General features: G+C 65.3%; 22 protein-coding genes. 13 read left to right on the plus strand and 9 right to left on the minus strand.

Translation table 11 applies throughout. The annotated features are described in order from the left end of the window. Positions 1-75: 75 nt before the first annotated feature. Positions 76-1,182, minus strand: a complete 1,107-nt coding sequence (locus ACIGJB_RS04760) for an NAD(P)/FAD-dependent oxidoreductase (protein WP_483708669.1) — start codon at positions 1,180-1,182, stop codon at positions 76-78. 74 nt (positions 1,183-1,256) lie between these two features. After that, positions 1,257-1,580, minus strand: a complete 324-nt coding sequence (gene fdxA, locus ACIGJB_RS04765; protein ID WP_483711515.1) for a ferredoxin FdxA — start codon at positions 1,578-1,580, stop codon at positions 1,257-1,259. A 327-nt stretch (positions 1,581-1,907) separates the two neighbouring features. Here fdxA and ACIGJB_RS04770 point away from each other — a divergent pair, with 327 nt between their 5' ends. The 6 genes from ACIGJB_RS04770 to ACIGJB_RS04795 all read left to right on the plus strand — a co-directional run bounded on the left by ACIGJB_RS04770 (position 1,908) and on the right by ACIGJB_RS04795 (position 8,536). Then, on the plus strand, positions 1,908-2,474 hold the full coding sequence (locus ACIGJB_RS04770; RefSeq protein WP_483731627.1) for a hypothetical protein: 567 nt from the start codon (positions 1,908-1,910) through the stop codon (positions 2,472-2,474). A gap of 84 nt (positions 2,475-2,558) precedes the next feature. After that, positions 2,559-3,737, plus strand: a complete 1,179-nt coding sequence (gene pncB, locus ACIGJB_RS04775) for a nicotinate phosphoribosyltransferase (protein WP_483731628.1) — start codon at positions 2,559-2,561, stop codon at positions 3,735-3,737. Between the two features lie 89 nt (positions 3,738-3,826). Then, positions 3,827-4,513 (plus strand): LutC/YkgG family protein, encoded by a 687-nt coding sequence (locus tag ACIGJB_RS04780; RefSeq protein WP_483731629.1) that lies wholly within the window; start codon positions 3,827-3,829, stop codon positions 4,511-4,513. 106 nt (positions 4,514-4,619) lie between these two features. Continuing rightward, a complete protein-coding gene (locus ACIGJB_RS04785; protein ID WP_483731630.1) occupies positions 4,620-6,044 on the plus strand; it encodes a sodium:proton antiporter in 1,425 nt (474 codons plus the stop codon). Positions 6,045-6,048: 4 nt separating this feature from the next. Further along, positions 6,049-7,044, plus strand: coding sequence for a 2-hydroxyacid dehydrogenase (locus ACIGJB_RS04790; protein ID WP_483731631.1), 996 nt, complete (start codon positions 6,049-6,051; stop codon positions 7,042-7,044). Positions 7,045-7,054: 10 nt separating this feature from the next. After that, complete coding sequence (locus tag ACIGJB_RS04795; protein ID WP_483731632.1) at positions 7,055-8,536, plus strand: DNA recombination protein RmuC; 1,482 nt, start codon at positions 7,055-7,057, stop codon at positions 8,534-8,536. 48 nt (positions 8,537-8,584) lie between these two features. Here the strand turns inward: ACIGJB_RS04795 and ACIGJB_RS04800 are convergent, their stop codons facing one another. The 5 genes from ACIGJB_RS04800 to ACIGJB_RS04820 all read right to left on the minus strand — a co-directional run bounded on the left by ACIGJB_RS04800 (position 8,585) and on the right by ACIGJB_RS04820 (position 15,374). Continuing rightward, positions 8,585-8,866, minus strand: a complete 282-nt coding sequence (locus ACIGJB_RS04800; protein ID WP_483708662.1) for a hypothetical protein — start codon at positions 8,864-8,866, stop codon at positions 8,585-8,587. A gap of 171 nt (positions 8,867-9,037) precedes the next feature. Further along, positions 9,038-10,324, minus strand: coding sequence for a molybdopterin molybdotransferase MoeA (gene moeA / locus ACIGJB_RS04805; protein ID WP_483731633.1), 1,287 nt, complete (start codon positions 10,322-10,324; stop codon positions 9,038-9,040). A gap of 15 nt (positions 10,325-10,339) precedes the next feature. After that, positions 10,340-10,939 (minus strand): molybdenum cofactor guanylyltransferase MobA, encoded by a 600-nt coding sequence (mobA, locus tag ACIGJB_RS04810; RefSeq protein WP_483731634.1) that lies wholly within the window; start codon positions 10,937-10,939, stop codon positions 10,340-10,342. A gap of 25 nt (positions 10,940-10,964) precedes the next feature. Further along, a complete protein-coding gene (moaA, locus tag ACIGJB_RS04815; protein ID WP_483708659.1) occupies positions 10,965-12,089 on the minus strand; it encodes a GTP 3',8-cyclase MoaA in 1,125 nt (374 codons plus the stop codon). A gap of 165 nt (positions 12,090-12,254) precedes the next feature. Continuing rightward, positions 12,255-15,374 carry an Rne/Rng family ribonuclease gene (locus ACIGJB_RS04820; RefSeq protein WP_483731635.1) on the minus strand — a complete coding sequence of 1,040 codons (3,120 nt, stop codon included), beginning with the start codon at positions 15,372-15,374 and terminating at the stop codon, positions 12,255-12,257. 768 nt (positions 15,375-16,142) lie between these two features. On the opposite strand from ACIGJB_RS04820, the gene ACIGJB_RS04825 reads away from it, so the two are divergent. From ACIGJB_RS04825 to ACIGJB_RS04840, 4 genes are read left to right on the plus strand one after another with little or no spacing between them, the layout of a single operon-like run. After that, positions 16,143-17,204 (plus strand): RluA family pseudouridine synthase, encoded by a 1,062-nt coding sequence (locus tag ACIGJB_RS04825; RefSeq protein WP_483731636.1) that lies wholly within the window; start codon positions 16,143-16,145, stop codon positions 17,202-17,204. After that, a complete protein-coding gene (locus ACIGJB_RS04830) occupies positions 17,185-17,844 on the plus strand; it encodes an HAD-IA family hydrolase (protein WP_483731637.1) in 660 nt (219 codons plus the stop codon). Before ACIGJB_RS04825 ends, ACIGJB_RS04830 begins: the two co-directional genes overlap by 20 nt. Beyond that, entirely contained in the window at positions 17,837-18,241 is a 405-nt protein-coding gene (locus ACIGJB_RS04835; protein ID WP_483731638.1) for a Rieske (2Fe-2S) protein, read from the plus strand. Before ACIGJB_RS04830 ends, ACIGJB_RS04835 begins: the two co-directional genes overlap by 8 nt. 27 nt (positions 18,242-18,268) lie before the next feature. Further along, positions 18,269-19,453, plus strand: a complete 1,185-nt coding sequence (locus tag ACIGJB_RS04840; protein WP_483731639.1) for a S49 family peptidase — start codon at positions 18,269-18,271, stop codon at positions 19,451-19,453. Between the two features lie 57 nt (positions 19,454-19,510). Here the strand turns inward: ACIGJB_RS04840 and ACIGJB_RS04845 are convergent, their stop codons facing one another. Both ACIGJB_RS04845 and ACIGJB_RS04850 read right to left on the minus strand, forming a co-directional pair. Next, positions 19,511-20,242, minus strand: a complete 732-nt coding sequence (locus ACIGJB_RS04845) for an SAM-dependent methyltransferase (protein WP_483731640.1) — start codon at positions 20,240-20,242, stop codon at positions 19,511-19,513. 16 nt (positions 20,243-20,258) lie between these two features. Continuing rightward, positions 20,259-20,858, minus strand: coding sequence for a Maf-like protein (locus ACIGJB_RS04850; protein WP_483731641.1), 600 nt, complete (start codon positions 20,856-20,858; stop codon positions 20,259-20,261). Positions 20,859-21,028: 170 nt separating this feature from the next. Here ACIGJB_RS04850 and ACIGJB_RS04855 point away from each other — a divergent pair, with 170 nt between their 5' ends. The 3 genes from ACIGJB_RS04855 (at position 21,029) to plsX (ending at position 23,149) form a co-directional block, all read left to right on the plus strand. After that, entirely contained in the window at positions 21,029-21,622 is a 594-nt protein-coding gene (locus ACIGJB_RS04855) for a YceD family protein (RefSeq protein WP_483731642.1), read from the plus strand. Between the two features lie 119 nt (positions 21,623-21,741). Then, positions 21,742-21,921: a 50S ribosomal protein L32 gene (rpmF, locus tag ACIGJB_RS04860; protein ID WP_008644820.1), complete on the plus strand. Its 180-nt coding sequence runs from the start codon at positions 21,742-21,744 to the stop codon at positions 21,919-21,921. A 151-nt stretch (positions 21,922-22,072) separates the two neighbouring features. Beyond that, positions 22,073-23,149 carry a phosphate acyltransferase PlsX gene (gene plsX, locus ACIGJB_RS04865; RefSeq protein ID WP_483708652.1) on the plus strand — a complete coding sequence of 359 codons (1,077 nt, stop codon included), beginning with the start codon at positions 22,073-22,075 and terminating at the stop codon, positions 23,147-23,149. Positions 23,150-23,171 lie beyond the last annotated feature (22 nt).

The raw sequence follows: 23,171 nt of genomic DNA on the forward strand, positions 1-23,171 counted from the left end.
CTGGCTGCTGCGCCCACAAGAAAAAAGCCGCCATTCAGGCGGCTTTCTGTTGGATCGCTCCGGTCCGGACCGTGATCAGTCGAACACCGGCGATTCCACACCGAGCACCTTGTGCAGCTTCGGCGAGGTGGTGGTGTACTGCATGTGGATCTTCTTCTCGGGGAAGATATACGGTGCAGCACCGAACGCGGCCAGCGCGGCCTCGTGGAAGCCCGACAGGATCAGCTTCTTCTTGCCGGGGTAGGTGTTGATGTCGCCCACCGCGAAGATGCCGGGAATATTGGTCTGGAACTTCTCGGTGTCCACCTTGATCTGCTTGCGCTCCAGGTCCAGGCCCCACTCGGCGATCGGGCCGAGCTTGGGCGACAGGCCAAAGAACACCAGCAGGTCGTCCAGCGGCAGGCGGCGGGTGACGCCGTCGGCGCCGGTCACCTTGACCTCGGTGAGCACGCCATCCTTCTCTTCATAGCCGCCGATCTGGCCGACCAGGAACTGCATTTCCATCTGTTCGCACAGATCCTTCATCTTGGCGACAGAGGCCGGTGCGGCGCGGAAGCCATCACGGCGGTGGATCATCACCACCGACTCGGCCTTGCCGACGAGATCCAGCGCCCAGTCCAGCGCCGAGTCGCCGCCGCCGACGATCACCAGGTTGCGGCCGTGGAAGCGGCTCGGATCCTTGACTCGGTAGAACAGCTGCTTGCCGTCGAACTTGTCGATGCCGTCGACCTTCAGCGTGCGCGGCTGGAACGAGCCCACGCCCGCGGCGATGAAAATGGTCTTGGTGATAAAGCGGGTTCCGAGCGAGGTCTCGACGAAGAAGCGGCCATCTTCACGGCGCTCGACCACGGAGACTTCCTGGCCCAGGTGGAAGGTGGGCTCGAACGGTTCGATCTGCTTGAGCAGGTTGTCGGTCAGTTCCTGGCCGGTGCAGCTGGGCACGGCCGGGATGTCGTAGATCGGCTTGTCCGGATACAGCTCCACGCACTGGCCGCCCACCACCTTGAGGGAGTCGATGACGTGTGCCTTGATTTCGAGCAGGCCCAGCTCGAACACCTGGAACAGGCCCACGGGGCCTGCACCGACGATCAGCGCGTCGATTTCCAGCGGCTGACCGCCGGCGGTGTTGCTGGCGGCGGCTTTCGTCGTGTCGGCAACGGGATTGGGAATGCTCAAGTCCATAATCGTCCTGATACGTTGTGGGCATCGCGTGCCCGGCATTGCGGAAAGCGCGTGGGGACGGCTTTCTAGTCAGTTCAGCGCTGCAGGTATTGCAGCTTGTCGGTGGCGTCTTTCCACTCTTCGGCCTCGGCCAGCGGAGCCTTGGTCTTGGTGATGGACGGCCAGTTGCGTGCCAGCTCGACGTTCAGTTGAATGAACTGCTGCTGGTCGCCCGGAACGTCTTCCTCGGCGTAAATGGCATTCACCGGGCATTCGGCCACGCACACTGCGCAGTCGATACACTCGTCCGGGTCGATGGCCAGAAAATTCGGGCCTTCACGGAAACAATCCACCGGACATACGTCAACGCAGTCTGTGTAGCGGCAACGGATGCAGGATTCGGTGACAACGTGAGTCATTTCGGTTCCAGGAAAACGGGTCGGCTTTTGATGGGAAACTGGTTTCGGCCGCTTGTTTGCCGGCGCTGCAACGAGCATTGCCGCCAAATGGCGATCTGCACGGGGCGAGCGCGGGCCGTGGCCTTTCAGAAACCGATATTGTATCCGAGCCTCCGGGCAAGGATAGCGGGTCTATATAGCCGGATCAGATAGTTTTCTTATTTCTTTATGTATATTTGATTGCGAACAGGTCTGTGCCAGATAGTGCGGCGATGGCACGATGCGATGGTCCCGGAAGCACTTCCGATCGTCGCACCCTCTGTCACGGCCAATCACCAGGAGATCACCATGCCTTGCCAGCAGCGCTTTGGTCCGTGGAAGTTCCTGACAGGCGCGCGTTACCGGGCCCTGGCATCGTTCGGGTGGCTGGGGCTTATCGGACTGCACTTGTTGGCGTCGATACTCCCGGCCGGCGCAAACGCGCAGACGTTGTCCGAGCCGCGCATGGCCGACAGCGTGGTGTCCCGCCTAGTGGCATGGCGCACGCGCTCGGACCAGCCAGTGACGCTGGGGGCACTGACGAGCTTCGACTGGGAGAGCTTCAGCGTCACCCGGGCCCCAGCCGGAGATGCCATGGCCAACTGCGGGCGGACAGGGTTGTTGCCATGCGGCCCCGAACTGCAACCTGATGCCCGCCAGATGGTGCAGGTGCTGAGTTTCCAGCGCGCGGGCCACCAGGTCTATGCCGAGCGCATCATGGCGGAGAACGGCGCGTTCGCCGAGCCATTACCAGTGCGGGTGCCGCGCACGGCGGCAACGCTGGTGTCTTGCCGGGGCAGCGATGGCCGTCCCTTGTGGTGTGTACAGGGCGTCCCGGCCCCGCGGCGGCCGCAACCTTTTCTCGACGGCGGCTGACCCGGCGTTCGAACACCCTTCCGCCCGCCAGGGCGGACATCGGTTAGCATGTGTGCCTGACCCGGCATCGCCGTCTGGCCCGTTATGATCATTCCATCCCTGCTCGACACCGACCTGTACAAGTTCACGATGATGCAGGTGGTGCTGCACCATTTCCCGCAGGCGCACGTCGAGTACCGCTTCAAGTGCCGGAACGCGGGCGTCGACCTGACCCCGTACATCGAGGAGATCCGTGCGGAGGTGGCGCACCTGTGCAGCCTGCGCTTCTCGGACGAGGAACTCGACTACCTGCGGGGCATGCGTTTCATCAAGAGCGATTTCGTCGATTTCCTCGCGCTATTCCACCTGAACCAAAAGTACGTCTCGATCGAACCCGCGCCGCAGGGCAATGGCGAGATCGAGATCGCGATCCGTGGCCCGTGGCTGCACACCATCCTGTTCGAGGTGCCGCTGCTGGCCATCGTCAACGAGGTGTATTTCCGCCGCACCCGGCCCGAGCCCGACCTTGCCGAAGGCCGCCGCCGGCTGGATGAGAAGCTGACGTTGCTGCAGGCACCGAACTACCGCGATTGCGTGATCGCGGACTATGGCACGCGCCGCCGCTTCTCGCGCGGCTGGCAGGAAGAGGTCCTGCTGGCGATGCGTGGCATGCTGGGGCCGCAACTGGCAGGCACGAGCAACGTACATTTCGCGCGCCTGCACAATATGGTGCCACTGGGCACCATGGCCCACGAGTATCTGCAGGCGTGCCAGGCACTGGGCCCGCGCCTGCGCGATTCGCAGGTCTTCGCGCTGGAAAGCTGGGCGCGCGAATACCGCGGCGACCTGGGCATTGCGCTGTCGGATACCTACGGCTTCGACGCGTTCCTGCGCGATTTCGACCTGTATTTCTGCAAGCTGTTCGACGGCGTGCGACACGATTCCGGCGACCCGTTCCTGTGGGGCGAGCGGATGCTGGCGCACTATGCGGCCAACCGTGTCGACCCGCTCGGCAAGACGCTGATCTTCAGCGACAGCCTCGATATCCCGCGTGTCATCGAGTTGTACGAGCGCTTTCATGGCCGCTGCCGGCTGGCGTTCGGCGTGGGAACCAACCTGACCAACGATCTTGGTTATACGCCGCTTCAGATCGTCATCAAGATGGTCCGCTGCAACGGGCAGCCCGTGGCCAAGCTGTCGGATACGCCGGAAAAGACCATGTGCGACGATCCCGGCTACCTGGCCTACCTGCGCCAGGTGTTCGAGGTCCAGGCGCCTGCTTAGCAATTTTCAACAGATTCGGGGCGAGGGCGGGGCAGGGCGCGCCACTATAATGGCGTGCATTGCCACGCATGTTCATGACGCCAGGCCCTATGGAAACCAACAACGCCCGTGACCGCATCTTTGCCCGTATCCGCGCCGCGCAGGGGCGTTCACCCAAGGTAACCAGCGGCGAGCGCGAAGCCGTCGCCGACTACCTCGCGCGTCATCCGCAGGGGCCTCGCCCAGAGGCGCACCCGGACCGTACCGAAGCCTTCGTGGCACAGGCGCAGCGCATGGCGTCCACGGTCGATCGTGTTGCGACGCTCGCCGATGTGCCGGCCGCGACAGCGCGCTTCCTGGACAGCCTGAACCTGGTGCATCGTGCCGTCGCGTGGGGCGCGTTTGGTGCGCTGCCATGGCAGGACAGCGGCTTGACCGTGGAGTGCCGGCCTCCCGAGCGCGATCCACAGGCCGACCACGACCATGGCGATCTGGTTGGCATCACGGGCTGTTTCTGCGCCATCGCCGAGACGGGCTCGCTGATGCTGCTGTCGGGTCCGGAAACGTTCGCGTCGGCAGCGCTGTTGCCGGAGACACATATCGCGGTGGTGCCCGTGTCGCGCATCGTCGACAGTCTCGAAGATGCGTTCGCGCTGGTGCGCAGCGAACGCGGCGAGTTGCCGCGCGCGACCAATATCATCAGCGGGCCCTCGCGTACCGGCGATATCGAGCAGACCATCGTGCTGGGCGCGCATGGGCCGTATCGCGTCCACGTCATCCTGGTCGACCAGACCTGATCGCGCGCTTCGGAAGGGCAGGCGCCGGCGCCGCTACAGGTCTCATGCCTGCGCGGCAGTTTTGCCCTGCTGCTCCTGCGCACACTGTTCAAGGAGAGTTCATTTGATGAAACGTGCCCGCATGCTGTGGCCGGTGCCGGCCATGCTGGCCTTTTTGCCCTCGCTGTCACACGCCGCCGACATCAATGGCGCAGCGCTGTCCGCATGGTGGGGACTGCCGTTCGCGGGGGTGCTGCTGTCGATTGCGCTGTTGCCGCTGCTGGCGCCGCGTTTCTGGCATCACCACTACGGCAAGATCGCCGCGGGCTGGGGCCTGCTGTTCCTGTTGCCGTTCGCCGCGGTGTTCGGTGTGCATGCGGCGTTGGCAGGCGCGGTGCACGCGCTGCTGGCCGAGTACATTCCATTCATCGCGCTGATCGCAGCGCTCTATATCGTCGCGGGCGGCATCTGCGTGCGCGGCAATCTGCACGGAACGCCGGGGCTCAATACCGGCATCCTGGCACTTGGCACGGTGCTTGCCAGCGTCATGGGGACGACGGGCGCGGCCATGCTGCTGATCCGGCCGCTGCTGCGCGCCAACGACAACCGCCGCCATGTGTCGCACGTGGTGGTGTTCTTCATCTTCCTGGTGGCCAATGCGGGCGGCTCGCTCACGCCGCTCGGCGATCCGCCGCTGTTCCTGGGCTTCCTGCAGGGCGTGGACTTCTTCTGGACGCTGCGCAATATCCTGCCGGAGACGTTGTTCGTCTGCGTGGCGCTGCTGGCGATCTTCTACGTGCTCGACCGGCACTACTACCACAATAAGGAGGAGGCGCTGCCGGCCCACAGCGATCCCACACCGGACACACGCGGCCTGCGCATCGAAGGCAAGGCCAACTTCGTGCTGTTGCTCGCGGTGGTGGGTCTGGTCCTGATGAGCGGATTGTGGAAGCCGGGCCTTTCGTTCGACGTGCTTGGCACCGAGGTGCCGCTGCAGGCGGCTGTGCGCGACGTGATGCTGGTGGCCGTGGCCATTGTCTCGCTGCTGGTGACGCCGCACTCGGCACGCAGCGGCAACGAGTTCAGCTGGGAGCCGATCCTGGAGGTCGGCAAACTGTTTGCCGGCATCTTCCTGACCATCATCCCGGTGATCGCCATGCTCAAGGCCGGCACCGACGGCGCGTTCGGGGCCGTGGTGCGGACGGTCAGCGATGCCAACGGGCAGCCCGTCGACAGCATGTACTTCTGGGCGACCGGCCTGCTGTCGTCCTTCCTGGACAATGCGCCGACTTATCTTGTGTTCTTCAACACCGCAGGCGGAGATGCCGCCACGCTGATGACGCGCGACGCTTCCACGCTCGCGGCCATTTCCGCGGGTGCGGTGTTCATGGGCGCCAATACCTATATCGGCAATGCGCCGAACCTGATGGTGAAAGCCATCGCTGAAAACCGCGGCCTGCGCATGCCCAGTTTCTTCGGCTACATGCTATGGTCTGGCTCCATCCTGCTGCCGCTGTTCCTGGTGATGACGTTCCTCTTTTTCAAAGTGTGATGCCATGAAGCCGTCTGTCCTTGTCACCCGCGCCATTTTTCCCGACGTCATCGACCATCTCGCGCGGCATTTCGATGTCGATGACAACCAGCAGGACGCCGTGCTTGATGCCGACGCGCTCAAGGCGCGCCTGGCCGGCAAGGCGGGCGTGCTGACCAATACCGCCGACCGCGTCGATGCCGGCCTGATTGCCGCGCTGCCCGGCCTGCGTGCCGTCTGCAATATGGCGGTGGGCTACAACAACCTCGACATTCCGGCATTGACGGCAGCGGGCATTGTCGCCACGAACACGCCTGACGTGCTGACCGAGACCACGGCCGATTTCGGCTGGGCGCTGCTGATGGCGACCGCGCGCCGCGTCACAGAGTCCGAGCACTACCTGCGCGATGGCAGGTGGCAGCGATGGAGCTATGACATGCTGGTCGGCATGGACGTGTACGGCAGCACGCTGGGCATCCTCGGCATGGGCCGCATCGGCCAGGCGCTGGCCCGGCGCGCGGCCGGGTTTGGCATGACGGTGCTGTACCACAACCGCACCCAGCTGCCGGCGTCCACGGAGCAGGCGCTCAATGCGCGTTATGTGAGCAAGGCCGAGCTGCTCCAACAGTCCGACCACGTGGTGCTGGTCCTGCCGTATGGCCCGGACAGCCACCACGCGATCGGCGCTGCCGAACTGAACCAGATGAAGCCGACTGCGACGCTGGTCAACCTTGCGCGCGGTGGCATCGTCGACGACGAGGCGCTGGCGCATGCGCTCAAGGCGCGACGTATCTTTGCCGCCGGCCTCGACGTGTTCGAAGGCGAACCGGATGTTCACCCGGACCTGCTGATCGTGCCCAACATTGTGCTGACACCGCATATCGCCAGCGCATCGGAGAAGACGCGCCGTGCCATGGCCATGCTGGCCGCCGACAACCTGATCGCGGCGCTCGATGCCGGGCCTGATGCCGGGCATCCCAAGTCCGTCATCAATCCCGCGGTGATGGGGCATCGCCGCTGAAGCGTTATCTATGATCTGGATTCCCCTGCTTACGCTTGGCGTCGCGCTGCTTGCGCTGGTTCTCCTAGTCGTCCTGGTGCTGCGCCAGCAGGCTTCGCCAGCCGACGGCGACCTGTATCGCCAGCTTGCCGATTCCCGCAATGAAGGCCTGCGCGGGATGGAGCGGCTCGAACGCGAACTGCGCAATGAAGTGGCCGAGGCCGCGCGCGGCAGCCGGTCGGAGTCGGCCCAGCAGATGCTGCGCTTCCAGCAGACGCTGTCGTCACAGCTCACGAGCATCGCCACGCTGCAGAACAACCAGATCGACACCTTTGCCCAGCAGTTGGCCAAGCTGACCGAATCGAACACACAGCAACTCGAACACGTCAGGCAGAACCTGCTGTTGCAGGGTCAGCAGGCACGCGACGAGCAAGCCATGTCGTTGCGCCGCTTTGGCGACGGCCTGCAACAGCAGCTTGCGCAGATGTCGGAAGGCAACGAACGCCGGCTGGCCGAGGTGCGCGCCACGCTGGAGCAGAAGCTGCGCGACATCGAGGCAAACAACGCCACCAAGCTCGACGAGATGCGCCGCACCGTCGACGAAAAGCTGCACGCCACGCTGGAGCAACGGCTCGGCGAGTCGTTCCGGCTGGTCTCGGACCGGCTCGAGCAGGTGCATCGCGGTCTTGGCGAAATGCAGATGCTGGCGCAGGGCGTCGGTGACCTGAAAAAGGTACTCACCAACGTGAAGTCGCGCGGTACCTGGGGTGAAGTGCAACTCGAGATGTTGCTCGAGCAGATGCTGACGCACGACCAGTACGCCAAGAACGTGGAAACCGTGCGCAACTCGGGCGCGCGCGTGGAATTTGCCATCCGACTGCCGGGCAAGGATGCCGCGCAGGGTGCGGTCTGGCTGCCGATCGATGCCAAGTTCCCGAAGGAGCAGTACGAGCGACTGCTCGATGCCCAGGAGCGTGGCGACGTCGACGGCGTGGCCGCATTTGGGCGTGAGCTGGAAGTGGCATTGCGGCGGGAGGCGCAGACCATCTCGGAGAAATACCTGTCGCCGCCCGCCACCACGGATTTCGCCATTCTGTTCCTGCCGACGGAAGGGCTGTACGCAGAGGTCTTGCGCCGGCCCGGCCTGACTGATGTGATGCAGCGCAACTACCGCGTCACGGTGGCGGGACCCACAACCCTGACAGCACTGCTGAACAGCCTGCAGATGGGTTTCCGCACGTTGGCACTGGAAAAGCGTTCCAGCGAAGTGTGGGAAGTGCTGGGCGCTGTGAAGACGGAATTTGGGAAATTCGGGGACGTGCTTGCCAAGACCCGCGATACGCTGGAGCGTGCGGCACGTAATATCGAACAGGCCGAGGTTCGCACGCGCCAGATGGCGCGCAAGCTGCGGACAGTCGAGGCCTTGCCTGGCGAGGCGGCACAGCAGTTGCTGGGCACCGGCGTGTCCGAAGTGCTGGGCGTGCCCGAAGTGTCGGAAGACGCGGGCGGCTGAAGTTGGCGGCGCGGGCTGGCGGTGCCGCGCGCCGGCTCCGCAAGCGGATCAGTTCTGCTCTTCGGGCGCCAGTTCGCGCACGTGGACTTCGATGCCGCCAAAGCGCGCGGCCACCCAGTTGTAGGCCTTGCAGGCCAGCCACAGCAGACCGAATCCGATCAGTGCGTTCAGGATCAGCGCCGTGAACACGGTGATGCCGGGCAGGTCGCCGTAGCGGATGAAGGCAACAAACAGCCCCAGCGAGACGATCGGTACCGAAAAGCACAGGTAGACCAGCACCAGTGCACGGGCGGTCTTGACCGGGTGGAGGTAGGCAATCTCCTGATTCATGACGGGGGAGAGATATGTTTCAAAATCGTGCGGCAAGTGTAGCGATTGCCCGTTGCCACGCATAGCCCGGCAACGGCGTGGCGTACATTTCACCCGCTGCCGCCAATAGTGGCCGTCAATATGCGGCGCAAAAACGACACATTGGCGTCGCCCTGGCCCTCGGTTTTGAGCTTAGACCAGCCCGTCGAACAGCAGCACATCGACCAGATCGCCGGCCCGGACGGAATCCTGCTCGTGCGCCAGTACGATGAAGCAATTGGCTTCGCTCATCGAGCGCAGCACGCCGGAGCCTTGTTGTCCGGTCACTCGCACCTCCCAGTCGTGATCGCCGCGCGCCAGGATGCCGCGCTGGTACTCGGTGCGGCCGGGCTTCTTGCGGATCGGCTGGGCGCTTCGCACGCGCATCAGCGGCAGCGGCGGCACGCTGGCACCCATTTGACGGTGCAGGGCGGCGCGCACGAAATGGTAGAAGGTGACCATGACGGCCACCGGATTGCCGGGCAGGCCGAACAGCAGCGCGTCGCGTCCGCCCGAGGCGATGCGCCCGAATGCCATCGGGCGCCCGGGCCGCATGGCGATTTTCCAGAAGGTGACGTCGCCCAGGCTGGCCATGATCTGCTTGGTGTAGTCGGCTTCGCCGACCGAGACGCCGCCCGAGGTGATGACCGCGTCCGCGTTTTCGCAGGCCGAGCGGAACGCGGCTTCCAGTGCAGCGGGGTCGTCGCGCACCACACCCATGTCGATCAGCTCGACGTTCAGGCGTCGCAGCATGCCGTGCAGGGTATAGCGGTTCGAGTCGTAGACGCAGCCGGGTTCGAGCGGCTCGCCGATCGAACGCAACTCGTCGCCGGTGGAGAAGAAGGCCACGCGCAAGCGGCGGCGCACCCGCACCTCGGCAAAACCCAGCGAGGCCAGCAGCCCCAGGTCAGCTGGCTGGATGATGCGTCCGGCCGGCAGCGCGGCCTGGCCGCGCGCCAGGTCTTCGCCGCGCAGGCGGCGGTTGTCGCCGGCGCGCACGGCGTCGGCGGCGAAGCGGATGCGGTTGCCATCGGCCGATGCTTTCACAAACTCTTGCGGCACCACGGTGTCGCAGCCTGCGGGCATGACCGCGCCGGTCATGATGCGCACGGCCTGGCCTGCGCCCGGCGCCGTGCTGGCGCCTCCACCAGCGAATGCGGTCTCACGCGCGACTTCCAATTCCACGTGCCCTGCGGACGACAGTAGCGCGCTGCTGGCGAACGCGTAGCCGTCCATTGCCGAGTTGTCGTGCGCGGGGACGTCGATCGGCGAGATGATGTCCTCGGCCAGTACGCGATCCAGCGCGCTGCGGATGGGCACCTGTTCGATGCCGCGCACCGGCTCCACCACCTCGCCGATGATGCGGTTGGCATGCGCCACGGGCAGGGCGGTGGGGTCGTAGTCGGACAGGCAGGAAATGACGGATTGCAGGGATGGCATGGTGGGAACGGGCCTTCAGCCGGCGTCGTGCGTGCGCAGCTCGTCGAGGGTGTTGATATTGGCAAAGGCGCCGGCGTCATCGAACAGGACTTCCGCGAGCCGGTGCGAAGCCGCCCAGGTTTCGATCTTGCGTCCGCCGCCGTTCAGGTAGGCGAGCAGGTCGTCCAGCATGCCGACCGGCATCAGGCAGAACACCGGCTGCAACTGGCGGCGGCCGTCCGCATCGACCGTGACCGGGATCGCCAGCTCGGCGCCTTCGGCTTCGATGGCATCGGCGAGCCGTTGCACCAGGTCGGTGGGAAGAAACGGCGAATCGCAGGGCGCGGTGACCATCCAGCCGGTCGGGCATTGCTCGAGCCCGGCCAGCATGCCGGCCAGCGGTCCGGCAAAGTCGGGCACCGAGTCGGTCACCACCGGCACGCCGAACGATTCATAGGCGGACAGGTTGCGGTTCGCGTTGATCATCAGCGCCCCTGTCTGCGGCGTCAGGCGCATCAGCGTGTGCATGGCCATGGGCGTGCCGCGCAAGGGCTGGAGGCCTTTGTCGGTGCCGCCCATGCGGCTGCCCCTGCCGCCTGCCAGGATCAGGCCGGTAATGTCGTCGCGTGCAATCATCGGAGAGATTGGGTCCGGCGGCGGATCATCCGCCGATGTATGACATTTCGATCTTGCGTTCGGCGCGAGCCTGACGCACTGCGGGGTTGCTGCGCTGCTCGGAGTAGTTGTCGGTGCGGCCCTGCCAGACCTGTGCGATGGCGTTCGACACCTGCAGGTCGCTGTAACCGCCGCGCAGCAGGGCGCGCAGGTCATAGCCCTCGGTCGCGAACAGGCACAGGTAGAGGCGGCCTTCGGTCGACAGCCGGATGCGGCTGCAGTCGCCGCAGAAGGCGTGGCTCACGCTGGAGATCACGCCGATCTCGCCGCCGCCGTCGCGGTAGCGCCAGCGCTCGGCGGTTTCTCCGGCGTAGTTGGCTTGCACCGGCTCCAGCGGGAAGGCTTCGTCGATGCGGCGGACCACTTCGGCGGACGGCAGTACTTCGTCCATCTGCCAGTGGTTGCTGGCGCCGACATCCATGAACTCGATGAAGCGCACGATGATGCCGCTGCCGCGGAAGTGGCGGGCAAGCGGCACGATCTCGGCGTCGTTGGTGCCGCGCTTGACCACCATATTGACCTTGATCGGTGCCAGCCCCACGGCCTGCGCGGTCTCGATGCCGTGCAGCACGTCGGCCACGGCGAAGTCCACGTCATTCATGCGGCGGAAGGTGGCGTCGTCGATGGCGTCGAGGCTCACGCTCACGCGGCTCAGCCCGGCATCGCGCAGCGACCGCGCCTTGCGCGCCAGCAGCGATGCATTGGTCGTCAGCGTCAGGTCCAGCGGCTTGCCGGAGGCGGTTTCGATGCGCGCCAGCATCTCGACGAGCTTCTCGATGTTCTTGCGCAGCAGCGGTTCGCCGCCGGTCAGGCGGATCTTTTCGACGCCCAGGCTGGCGAACAGTCGTGCCGTACGCTCGATTTCCTCGAAGCTGAGCAGTTCGGAGTGCGGCAGGAAGGTGTAGTCCTTGTCGAAGACTTCCTTCGGCATGCAATACACGCAGCGGAAATTGCAGCGGTCCGTCACCGAAATACGCAGGTCATGCAGCGGGCGCGCGCGGGTATCGGCGACCAGCCCGGAAGGCTCTGCCAGCGTTTCGGGGATGCTGGGCGTCATCGAGCGGTAGCGATGATCGCGCAGGTCGAAGATCGGAATGACGGTTTCGGTCATGGCCTGTGGGTGGGCGATGCGTCCGGGGAGCCAGGCTCGGGGGAGCGGATGCATTCTGGTGCCATTCTAGCCGAGGCGGGCTGCCGGTATCCGGATTGCCCCTGCATGAAAAAGGGGACGGCGATGCCGTCCCCTTCGATTTCCTGCTGACAGGAAATGTGGCGCTTACTGCTGCGCGCCCGATTCGACCTCGCGGCCGCCGGTCTCGACCAGGATCATCGGGCCTTGCGGCAACGGCGGCAGCGGCTTGCGCTCACGCGGCACGCGCGGCGCGGGCACGATGCGTGCGGCGGCCTCCTGGGCTGCGCGCAGCTTTTCGCTGTCCGTGCCGACCCACTCCAGGCCAGCCGTGGCCAGCATCGGCTGCAGGCCTTCCATCGGCAGCGGCGGCACGGTTGCCGGGCTAGCGGTCACGGCCGGAGCCGGGGTGGCCGGAGCGACGACCGAAGTGGCCACGGGTGCTGCCGGCGCCTCTACCACGGCGGGTGCGACTGCGGGCTGGACGATTGCGGCGGCCGGCTCGGCCTGCACGGGTGCTACCGGCTCGGCAGCCACGGCCACCGGCTGAACGACGACCGGCGCCGGAGCGACTTCGGCGGCCGGAGCTTCGGCAACCATCGGGGCAGGTGCCTGCGTCGCAACCGGTTCGACCCTGACTTCGGCCACCGGGGCGGGAACTGCCTCGACAGCCTGAACCGGCGCTTCCGCGACGATTGCGACGGCTTCGACTTCACGGACTTCCCGGACTTCGGCTACCGCAGCGGCCGGAGCCGGTGCGGCGACGGCTTCGGCGGCCACGGCGACGGTCGCTTCGGCCGCGATCTCCGCAGTCGTATCGCCTTCGGCATCGTCCTGCGCACCCTGCACCGAATCGTCGCGTTCGCGGCGATAGCGGTTGCGGCCTCGGCGGTTGCGGCGGCGACGTTCTTCGCCCTCGCCACCTTCGCTCGCGGCTTCAGCGCCTTCCGGCAGGTCGGCACGCGGTGCCTCGGCTTGCGTATCCTCGAACGCTGCCTGCGGCAGGCTGGCAGCGGCCTGGATGGCAGCTACGGCTTCCACCGGTGCGGCTTCGCCGGCTTCTGCTTCGCGTGCATCGCCACGGTCGCGCTGACGCTCGCGCTGCCGTTCGCGGCGATCCTGATTGCGGTCGCGGCGGCCTTCCTGGCGCCCTTCGGCACGTTCACCCTGTGCGGTATCGGCCTGACGGGCCAGTGCGGGCGTGGCTTGGGCGTCGCCCTGGCGCGGCTGACGGCCCTGACGCTCGCCGCGCGGCTCGCGCGGTTCGCGTTGTTCAGTCCGCTCGCCACCCTGGCGCTCGGTACGCTCGCCGCGCGGACCGCGTTCGCCGCGCTGGCGCTCGCCGCGCTCGGCGCGTTCACCGCGCTCGGTGCGCTCACCGCGTTCGCCGCGTTCCCCACGCTGGCCCTGGCCGCGGCCTTCGCCACGCTGGCCGCGCTCGCGGCGCCCTTCGGGGCTGCGCGCTTCGCTGGCGACCGGCTTGGCCGGCTCGACCACCACCGGCGCCGCCGGGCGGACACCAAACAGGCCCTTCAGCCAGGCGATGAAACCGCCGCCTTCGACCGGCTTCGTCGCCGGCACCAGCGGGGCGGCCGGAGCGGCCTCCGGACGCGGAGCGCGCTCGGCGCGAGGCACCGAGACAGGCGCCGGCTGTTCCGGCGTGATGCCCTTGACCGCTGCTTCCTGGCGCGGCTTGGCGTCTTCCTTCTTGCGGCTGCTGTAGCTGGTATCGGCTTCCAGTTCCTTGGCGGCGGCTTCGGCCATGCGGTAGCTGGCCGTGCCTTCCTCCAGGCGCGGATCGTCGTGGCGCAGGCGCTCAAGCTTGTAGTGCGGCGTTTCCAGGTGCTTGTTCGGGATCAGCAGCACATTGACCTTGAAGCGCAGCTCGATCAGGTTGATTTCCTGGCGCTTTTCGTTCAGCAGGAAGGCGGCGACCTCCACCGGCACCTGGCAGTGGATGGCGGCGGTGTTTTCCTTCATCGCCTCTTCCTGGATGATGCGCAGGACCTGCAGGGCGGACGATTCGGTATCGCGGATGTGGCCCGTGCCGTTGCAGCGCGGGCAAGTGATGTGCGAGCCCTCGGACAGCGACGGACGCAGGCGCTGGCGCGACAGCTCCATCAGGCCAAAGCGGCTGATCTTGCCCATCTGCACGCGTGCGCGATCGTGGCGCAGCGCGTCCTTCAGGCGCGTTTCGACATCCTTCTGGGCCTTGCCCGACTCCATGTCGATGAAGTCGATCACGATCAGGCCGCCCAGGTCGCGCAAGCGCAGCTGGCGGGCGATCTCGTCGGCGGCCTCGAGGTTGGTGCGCAGCGCGGTTTCCTCGATGTCGGCGCCCTTGGTGGCGCGGGCCGAGTTGACGTCGACCGAGACCAGGGCCTCGGTGTGGTCGATGACGATAGCGCCGCCGGACGGCAGCATCACCATGCGGGAATAGGCCGACTCGATCTGGTGCTCGATCTGGAAACGCGAGAAGAGGGGCACGTCGTCCCGGTACTTCTTCACGCGGTTCATGTTGTCAGGCATCACCACGCTCATGAAGGCGCGGGCCTGTTCGTAGATCTCGTCGGTATCGATCAGGATCTCGCCGATATCCGGCTGGAAGTAATCGCGGATCGCGCGGATGACCAGGCTCGATTCCAGGTAGATCAGCAGCGGGGCCTTGTTGTCGCCGGCGGCGCCGTCGATGGCCTTCCACAGTTGCAGCAGGTAGTTCAGGTCCCACTGCAGTTCCTCGGCCGAGCGGCCGATGCCGGCGGTACGGGCGATGATGCTCATGCCATCCGGCACGGCCAGCTGCGCCATGGTTTCGCGCAGTTCCTGGCGGTCTTCGCCTTCGATACGGCGCGACACGCCGCCGCCGCGCGGGTTGTTCGGCATCAGCACCAGGTAGCGGCCGGCCAGCGAGATGAACGTCGTCAGGGCCGCGCCCTTGTTGCCGCGCTCTTCCTTTTCGACCTGGACGATCAGTTCCTGGCCTTCATGGAGGGCGTCCTGGATGCGCGCGTTGCGCACGTCGATGCCTTCCTTGAAGAAGGCGCGGGCCACTTCCTTGAAGGGCAGGAAGCCGTGGCGTTCTTCGCCGTAATTGACGAAGCAGGCTTCGAGCGAGGGTTCGATGCGGGTGATGACACCCTTGTAGATATTGCCCTTGCGCTGTTCGCGCCCGGCGGTTTCGATGTCGATATCGATCAGCTTCTGACCGTCGACGATGGCGACGCGCAATTCCTCCTGTTGCGTCGCGTTAAACAGCATGCGTTTCATCGCAATAACTCCAGTGTCGCGGATGGCACCGTCAAGCGGTGTCCGCGGCGAATCGATGAAGCACGCAAGGGAGCGAAGCGAGGCGCGAGAATTGCCGAAAAGCGCCGAATTGCGTCAAGACGCAACCGGCTGGGCGCGGGTGAAAGAAAGGCGACGACGTCTGCGAGAACGTCCGCGTGGCGGGAAAGAACACCGGCTGCTGCTCTTGTCGCAGAAATCCGGCGTATTCCCGGATGCCGGCGGCGATGCGGGGCCGGCGCAAACGGCGCCGGCGGCATCGCGGCCGGCCACGGAAGGCCTAGACGCGTCAAAGAGCAAGTTTTTCGGACGCGGCACGGCGACCATTTGCTACCTGACATCTCCTGGCGGGCGCACCTACTACTTCTTGGAGTTCTGCGACCGGGCGCCGGTATTTCTAGTCAGGTGGCAGGCACGCCTGCCGGCCGGCACCGTTTCCCGGTGCGGCGGGACTTTCTCTCACCGAAGCGGATGCCACCGGGCATCCGCCTTGAATTCTGTTTTACCTGAACACTTTGTTCCCACGAAATTGCCAGCCTTGCCGAAGCCACCTCTGGGCGACTTCCTGCGCGCCGGCAATTGCGCGCGTGCTGCTTTGCCGTCATTTACCCGTCTGGCGCCTGCGGGTTACGCGAATAAGCGGGAGACGGAAGGGCTGACGGCAACCCCAAGTGTAAAATGCGATAAATCGCTTACACAGGGCTTGCGCTGCCGGTCATTGGCCGGAACAGCGAGGAAATTATATTGAAAATGAATGAGTTACGCCATCAAATTGAAACAGGGGCAAAGTCCGCGCCGGCTGCTCCCCAGGTGGCGTATGTCACGATTGACGAAGGCGCCGAAGGGCAGCGCATCGACAACTTCCTGCTGAAGATATCGAAGGGGGTCCCGAAGAGCCATATCTACCGGGTGCTGCGGTCAGGCGAGGTGCGGGTTAACAAGGGGCGCATCGACGCCACTTATCGTCTACAGATCGGGGACGTGGTTCGTATTCCGCCCATGCGGGTGGCGGAATCTTCACAGGCTGGTGGCCGACAGCCCGTGCCGGCTGCCGATTTCCCGGTCCTGTTCGAGGACGCGCACCTGCTCGTCATCAACAAGCCGGCAGGCGTGGCCGTGCATGGCGGCTCGGGCGTGGCCTTCGGTGTGATCGAGCAGCTGCGCAAGGCGCGGCCGCAGGCCAAATTCCTTGAGCTGGTCCACCGCCTGGACCGCGAGACGTCCGGCATCCTGGTCCTGGCCAAGAAGCGGTCGGCGCTGGTTGACCTGCACGAGCAGATCCGCGGCAACACCATGGACAAGCGCTACTTCGCCTGCGTGGCCGGGGAGTTTCCGAACAGCCGCCAGCATATCCGCCTGCCTCTATATAAATACAGCACGCCGGATGGCGAGCGCCGGGTCCGCGTCCAGGAGGACGGCCTGGCCTCGCACACGGTGTTCAGCCGGATCGAGGCGTTCCCGGGCTTCACGCTGCTGGAAGCGGAATTGAAGACCGGACGCACGCACCAGATCCGCGTGCACCTGTCGCACTCGGGCTTTCCCATCGTCGGCGACGAGAAGTACGGCGACTTTGCGCTGAACAAGCAACTGGCCCGGGCGAGCGCGCGGCCCGGCATCAAGCGCATGTTCCTGCACGCGCACAAGCTGACATTCGTCCATCCGGGCACGGGAGAACCACTCGTGGTATCGGCGCCGCTGCCGGACGAATGCACCGGATTCCTGCAACAATTGCGTAACCAGAAAAACCAAGGCGCCCCGGAGTCAGGCGCCTCACACGCCAACAAGGAAAGTAATGGCCAGGCAACAATTTGACCTGATCGTGTTTGACTGGGACGGAACCCTGATGGATTCCACCCCTACCATCGCCAAGTGTATCCAGCTGGCCAGCCGGGACCTCGGGCTGCCGGTTCCCGACGACAGTGCCGCCAGCCACGTCATCGGGCTGGGCCTGAAAGACGCGCTGTCATATGCCGTTCCGACCCTGGACCCGGCCGACTATCCCCGCCTGGCCGAACGGTATCGCTACCATTTCCTGACGCGTGATGCCGACCTGGTGCTGTTCGACGGCGTGCGCGAAATGCTCGAGGCGCTTCACGGCGAGCACTATTTCCTAGGCGTGGCGACCGGCAAGACCCGCGTGGGCCTGCAACGCGCGCTGGCTGCGAGCGGCCTGACGCAGCTGTTCGATGCCACGCGTTGCGCCGACGAGACGTTTTCGAAGCCACATCCGGCGATGCTGCAGGAACTGACCCGTGAACTGGGCCAGGACCTGGGCCGCACGGTGATGATCGGCGATACGACGCACGACCTGCAGATGGCCGTCAATGCCGGCGCCCATGGCATCGGTGTTTCGTATGGGGCGCATCCCGGGGATTCGTTGCGCGCCATGGCGCCGGTCCACTGCGCGAGCTCCATCGGCGACCTGACGGAATGGCTGCTGGCCAATGCCTGAGGCCAGTGTCGACGGCATGGCCGCGCAGTTCCTGTGTTCGGCCGACACGCTGATCGACAGCGGAGCGGGCGTGCGTTTCACCGTGGAATTCCAGTCGCGCCGGCTGGCGGCCTTCGTTGTGCGCTTCGATGGTGCGGTGCATGGTTACCTGAACCAGTGCGCCCACGTGCCCATGGAACTGGACTGGCAGGAAGGGCGGTTTTTCGAGTCCTCGGGCCTATACTTGATCTGTTCGACACATGGGGCCATGTACGAGCCTGACAGCGGGTTGTGTGTCGGCGGTCCTTGCCGGGGAGCTTCCCTGGCTAAATTGCGTATCGAAGAGCGCGACGGCAAGGTATTCTGGGTGCCCGAAGCGCCATACCGACCGGCGGAGTCGCCGGCGAGCAGTGCGTAACTCAGAGCCCTTCCACGAGCCACTTGCATGACAGAACAGCAAAAACCGCCTTCGGGCGAATCGGGTCAGCCGGATGAACACGACGGTGCAAGCCCCGCCGCGGCGCCGGGTCCGGCGAGCGGTGCGACTGAGTCGGAGCGCCTGGAAACGGCGCACAAGGCGGAATATCCGCTCGAGCGCGAGTTGCGTGCTTCCGATGATGCCGCACGGCGTGAGGCTGACGAGCGCAAGACGCGCATAGAGGGTGGCAAGGGCAGCGGGCCGGTCGGCGGGGGTGCTGGCTGGGAGCGCGACGTGCTCGAAAAAGTACTGATGGCGACGTTGCGCGAACAACGTGCCGCCCGCCGCTGGCGCATCTTCTTCCGTTTCGCCGGCCTGGCTGTCCTGCTGGTGATCTTTTTCGCTGTGTTCGATTTCAAGGGCGACAGTACCATCGGCACGGGCAAACATACTGCCATGGTGTCGCTCGACGGCGAGATTGCGGCGGGGACGCCGGCCAGCGCGGAATCGATCAACGCCTCGCTGCAGGCGGCGTTTGCCGACAGCAATGCAGCTGGCGTGATCCTGAAGATCAACTCGCCCGGCGGCTCGCCGGTGCAGGCGGGCATTATCAACGACGAGATCCACCGCCTGCGCGGGCTGTATCCGTCCAAGCCGTTCTACGTGGTCGTCGAGGAGATCTGCGCTTCCGGAGGCTATTACGTGGCCGCCGCCGCGGACAAGATCTATGTCGACAAGGCCAGTATCGTCGGCTCGATCGGCGTGCTGATGGACGGTTTCGGCTTTACGGGGCTGATGGACAAGCTGGGCGTGGAGCGCCGCCTGTACACGTCGGGCGCCAACAAGGGCATGCTGGATCCGTTCTCGCCGCAGGTGCCCCGGCAGAAGGCCTATGCGGAAACCATGCTCAAGGAAATCCACCAGCAGTTCATCGACGTGGTGAAGGAGGGGCGCGGCGATCGTCTCAAGGACGATCCGGATCTGTTTTCGGGCCTGTTCTGGTCGGGTGAGCGCAGCGTCGAACTGGGGCTGGCGGATGGCCTGGGCGGTGCCGACTACGTGGCGCGCGACTTATTCAAGGCCGAGGACATCGTCGACTACACCGTCAAGGAAAACATCGCCGAACGCGTGGCCAAGCGCTTTGGCGCCGCGGTGGGCACGGCGGCGATGAAGACGATGCTCTGGAGTACCGGGCTGCAAGGCATGCGCTAAGCGCAGACCTCCCGGCGGATCCTGTCCGCCGGGAGACTTCCCCTCATTTGCGCCGACTCAGTCGGCGAGCAAGGAAAAGATGGCGGGGCGCTTGTGCAGGTCGATCCGGTCCGGCCGCCACTGCGCGAGCGGCAGCGTGACGATGGTCTCGGTCGGCAGCGTCAGATCCACGGCTACGGACAGCAGGGTGGTGCCGGCGCAGTGCTGGCGCAGTGCGTCGAGCAAGGCGCCGTTGCGGTAGGGTGTTTCAATCCACACCTGGGTCTGGCGGAATTTGCGCGAGTGCTGTTCCAGTTCGCGCAGCCGCTTCGCGCGCTCGTCGGCGTCCACCGGCAAGTAGCCGTTGAAAGCAAAGCTCTGGCCGTTCAGCCCGGAGCCCATCACCGCCAGCAGGATCGAGCTTGGACCGACCAGCGGGCGCACGCGAATGCCGCGTGCATGGGCCAGCCGCACCAGTTCGGCGCCGGGGTCCGCCACGGCGGGCACGCCGGCTTCCGACAGCAACCCGCCGTCACGGCCCTCGGCCAGCGGCGCGAGCAGTTCAGCCAGTGCATCGGCGCGGGTGTTGACATTCAGTTCACGGATTTCGATCTGCTGGATCGGCCGCGCCAGCGGGCACGTCTCCCCCAGTTTCTTGAGGAAAGCGCGCGCGGTCTTGGCGTTCTCCGCGACCAGGTAGTCCAGTTGCGCGGCGACTTGCTGGACGCCCGCCGGGATGACGTCCGGCAGCGGGTCCGCTTCGTCGCGCTTGCCCAGGGTGTTGGGGATCAGGTAAAGGGTGCCGCTCATCGTATGGGGGCGCCGCTCATGCGGCAAAAAATGGGTAACCGGCCTGGCGCAGCATCGTCGTCAGTGCGATCAGCGGCAGGCCGACCAGCGCGGTGTGATCATCCGATTCCACGCGTGACAGCAACGCGATGCCCAGGCCTTCGGACTTGGCGCTGCCGGCGACATCGTACGGCTTTTCGAGGTGCAGGTAGGCATCGATCTCGGCGTCGCTGAGGTCGCGCATGGTGACGCGCGTCTGCACGTCGGCAAGCTGCGACTGGCCGGTGCGTCCATCGAGCAGGCAGAGCGCGGAATGGAAGGTCGCGGTACGTCCACGCATCAGGCGCAGTTGCTCCCGCGCCTTGTCGTGGGTGCCGGGCTTGCCCATCTGCTGGCCGTCGAGCGTCAGCACCTGGTCCGAGCCGATGATCAGGGCTCCAGGGTGGCGCTGCGCAATCGCCTGCGCCTTGTTCAGCGACAGGCGCAGCGCGGTGGCCTCTGGCGTTTCATTGGCCAGCGGTGTTTCATCGATATCGGGCACCGCCACCTCGAAAGGCAGGCGCAGCCGCTCCAGCAACTCGCGCCGATAGGGCGAACTGGAGCCCAGGATCACTGTGGGAAGTGGTTGTAAATGCATAAGTGATTGAAGCGGAACAGGAATTCAAGGGCGAGCGCGTTCAAGACCTTTGACCGGGCAGTGGTTTACGTCTTATAATCCCGCGTTTCGCCGCATCCGAGCATGGCTTGCCGTGCCGCCTGAAAGGGCCCGAGGGTCCGGGATGTAGCGAACCAAGCATGAGCAGCCATATGACCGAGTCGATCGACCTGCGCGAGCTGGATCTCTTTGCTTTCTGCCGCAAAGGCGTTAGCGCAGCCGGCCAGGTGGCGGTGCGGGATTTGCCGCGCATCTTAGCCGAGACGGCCGCGCAAGCGCCAGCTTCGGCGGCAGACGAGGTGTTCGCCTATACGGCCACCGGGTTTGTGCGCGAAGAGGCTTCGGCGCCCGGCGCGCCAGTGGGGCAGCGCCTGTTCCTGGATCTTTCCGTGAACGGTCACGTCTGGCTGAGCTGCCAGCGTTGCCTTGGGGTCTACGCGGAGCCCATTGCTACGTCCATGCGCTTTGAGGTGTTCGCCAGCGATGAGGCGGCCGACAGCGCGCCGATGGACGATGACGAGCTCGACGCGATTGCCGGCTCCAAGCGATTTTCGTTGCTTGAACTGATTGAAGACGAGGTGTTGCTGGCGCTGCCCGCGGCACCCAAGCATGCTGTCTGCCCGGAAGTCCACGAGAGTCTCGTGACCGGCGCCGATGGCGAGGTGGAGCCCGAGGCTGCACCGGAAGAAGAGGAAAAGCGGCCATCGCCCTTTGCGGCGCTGGCCGGCCTGAAGACCAGGCATTGATGCCGCAGGGCGGCGCGCGCAAGGTCTTGCAGGTAGTGGTTGATGCATCCGGCCGGGCCCCGGCTACGCCTAGTGCGGGATGCGTGTGTTAATATTGAAAAATTCTCGAAGGAGTCATCATGGCTGTTCAACAGAACAAGAAGTCGCCGTCCAAGCGCGGCATGCATCGCTCGCACGACCACCTGTCGGTCGCTCCGCTGGCCGTCGAGCCGACCACCGGCGAAACCCACCTGCGCCACCACGTGAGCCCGAACGGCTACTACCGTGGTCGCAAGGTCATCAAGACCAAGAACGACTGATCGCTTCGTTCGGCGTGACGTTGCGTCTCGCTCGCGCATGCCTGTAGGTCAGAGACAAAAAAGCGGCAAGATCGTTGCCGCTTTTTTGTTGGGCGCTCGCGATGCGAACCGGCATTCCGCCGGCGCCGATGCGTAATCCGTATCCGGAACAATGACGATCAAAATCGCTATCGACTGCATGGGCGGCGACCACGGCGTTTCCGTGACTGTCCCGGCGGCGATCAGTTTTCTTTCCAGTCATGACGATGCCGAGGTGGTGCTGGTCGGCCTGCCCGACGCCATCCAGGCGCAGCTGAAAAAGCTGCACGCGCAGAACCATGCGCGCGTCACCATCGTGCCGGCGACCGAGGTCATCACCATGGATGACCCGGTGGAAGTGGCGCTTCGCAAGAAGAAGGATTCCTCGATGCGGGTCGCCGTGACCCAGGTCAAGGAAGGCCTCGCAGGCGCCTGCATTTCCGCCGGCAATACCGGCGCGCTGATGGCGGTGTCTCGCTACGTGCTGAAGACGCTTGAAGGCATCGAGCGCCCGGCCATTGCCACCACCATTCCCAACGAGAAGGGCTGGGGCACCACCGTGCTGGACCTGGGCGCCAACGCCGATTGCGAACCGGAGCACCTGCTGCAGTTCGCGCGCATGGCCGAGGCCATGGTGGCCGTGGTGGACCACAAGGAACACCCGACGGTAGGCCTGCTCAATATCGGCGAGGAAGTGATCAAGGGCAACGAGGTGGTCAAGCGCGCGGGCGAGCTGCTGCGTGCCTCGGAGCTGAATTTCCACGGCAACGTGGAGGGCAACGACATCTTCAAGGGCACGACCGACATCGTCGTCTGCGATGGCTTCGTCGGCAACGTGGCGCTCAAGAGCACTGAAGGCCTGGCGAAGATGATCGGCGGCATGATCAAGGAAGAGTTCACCCGTTCCTGGTTCACCAAGCTGCTTGCGGGCATTGCCATGCCCGTGCTGTCTCGCCTGGCCAAGCGGCTGGATCCGGCGCGCTACAACGGCGCCTCGCTGCTAGGCCTGCGCGGGCTGGTGATCAAGAGTCACGGGTCGGCCGATGCCCATTCCTTTGAGTGGGCGATCAAACGCGGGTATGATGCCGCCAAGAATGGCGTCATCGAACGCATAGCAAGGGCATTCGCCGACAAGACCAGCGCTGCCGGCGCTGCGCCGGGCGGCCCGGAGACAGCACCGACTCCGCACCCCAGCACCCGCGCCGCCTGATGCATCGGGCCGGCGCCTGGGC

Source organism: Cupriavidus sp. C2SS-8b, from assembly GCF_057073745.1.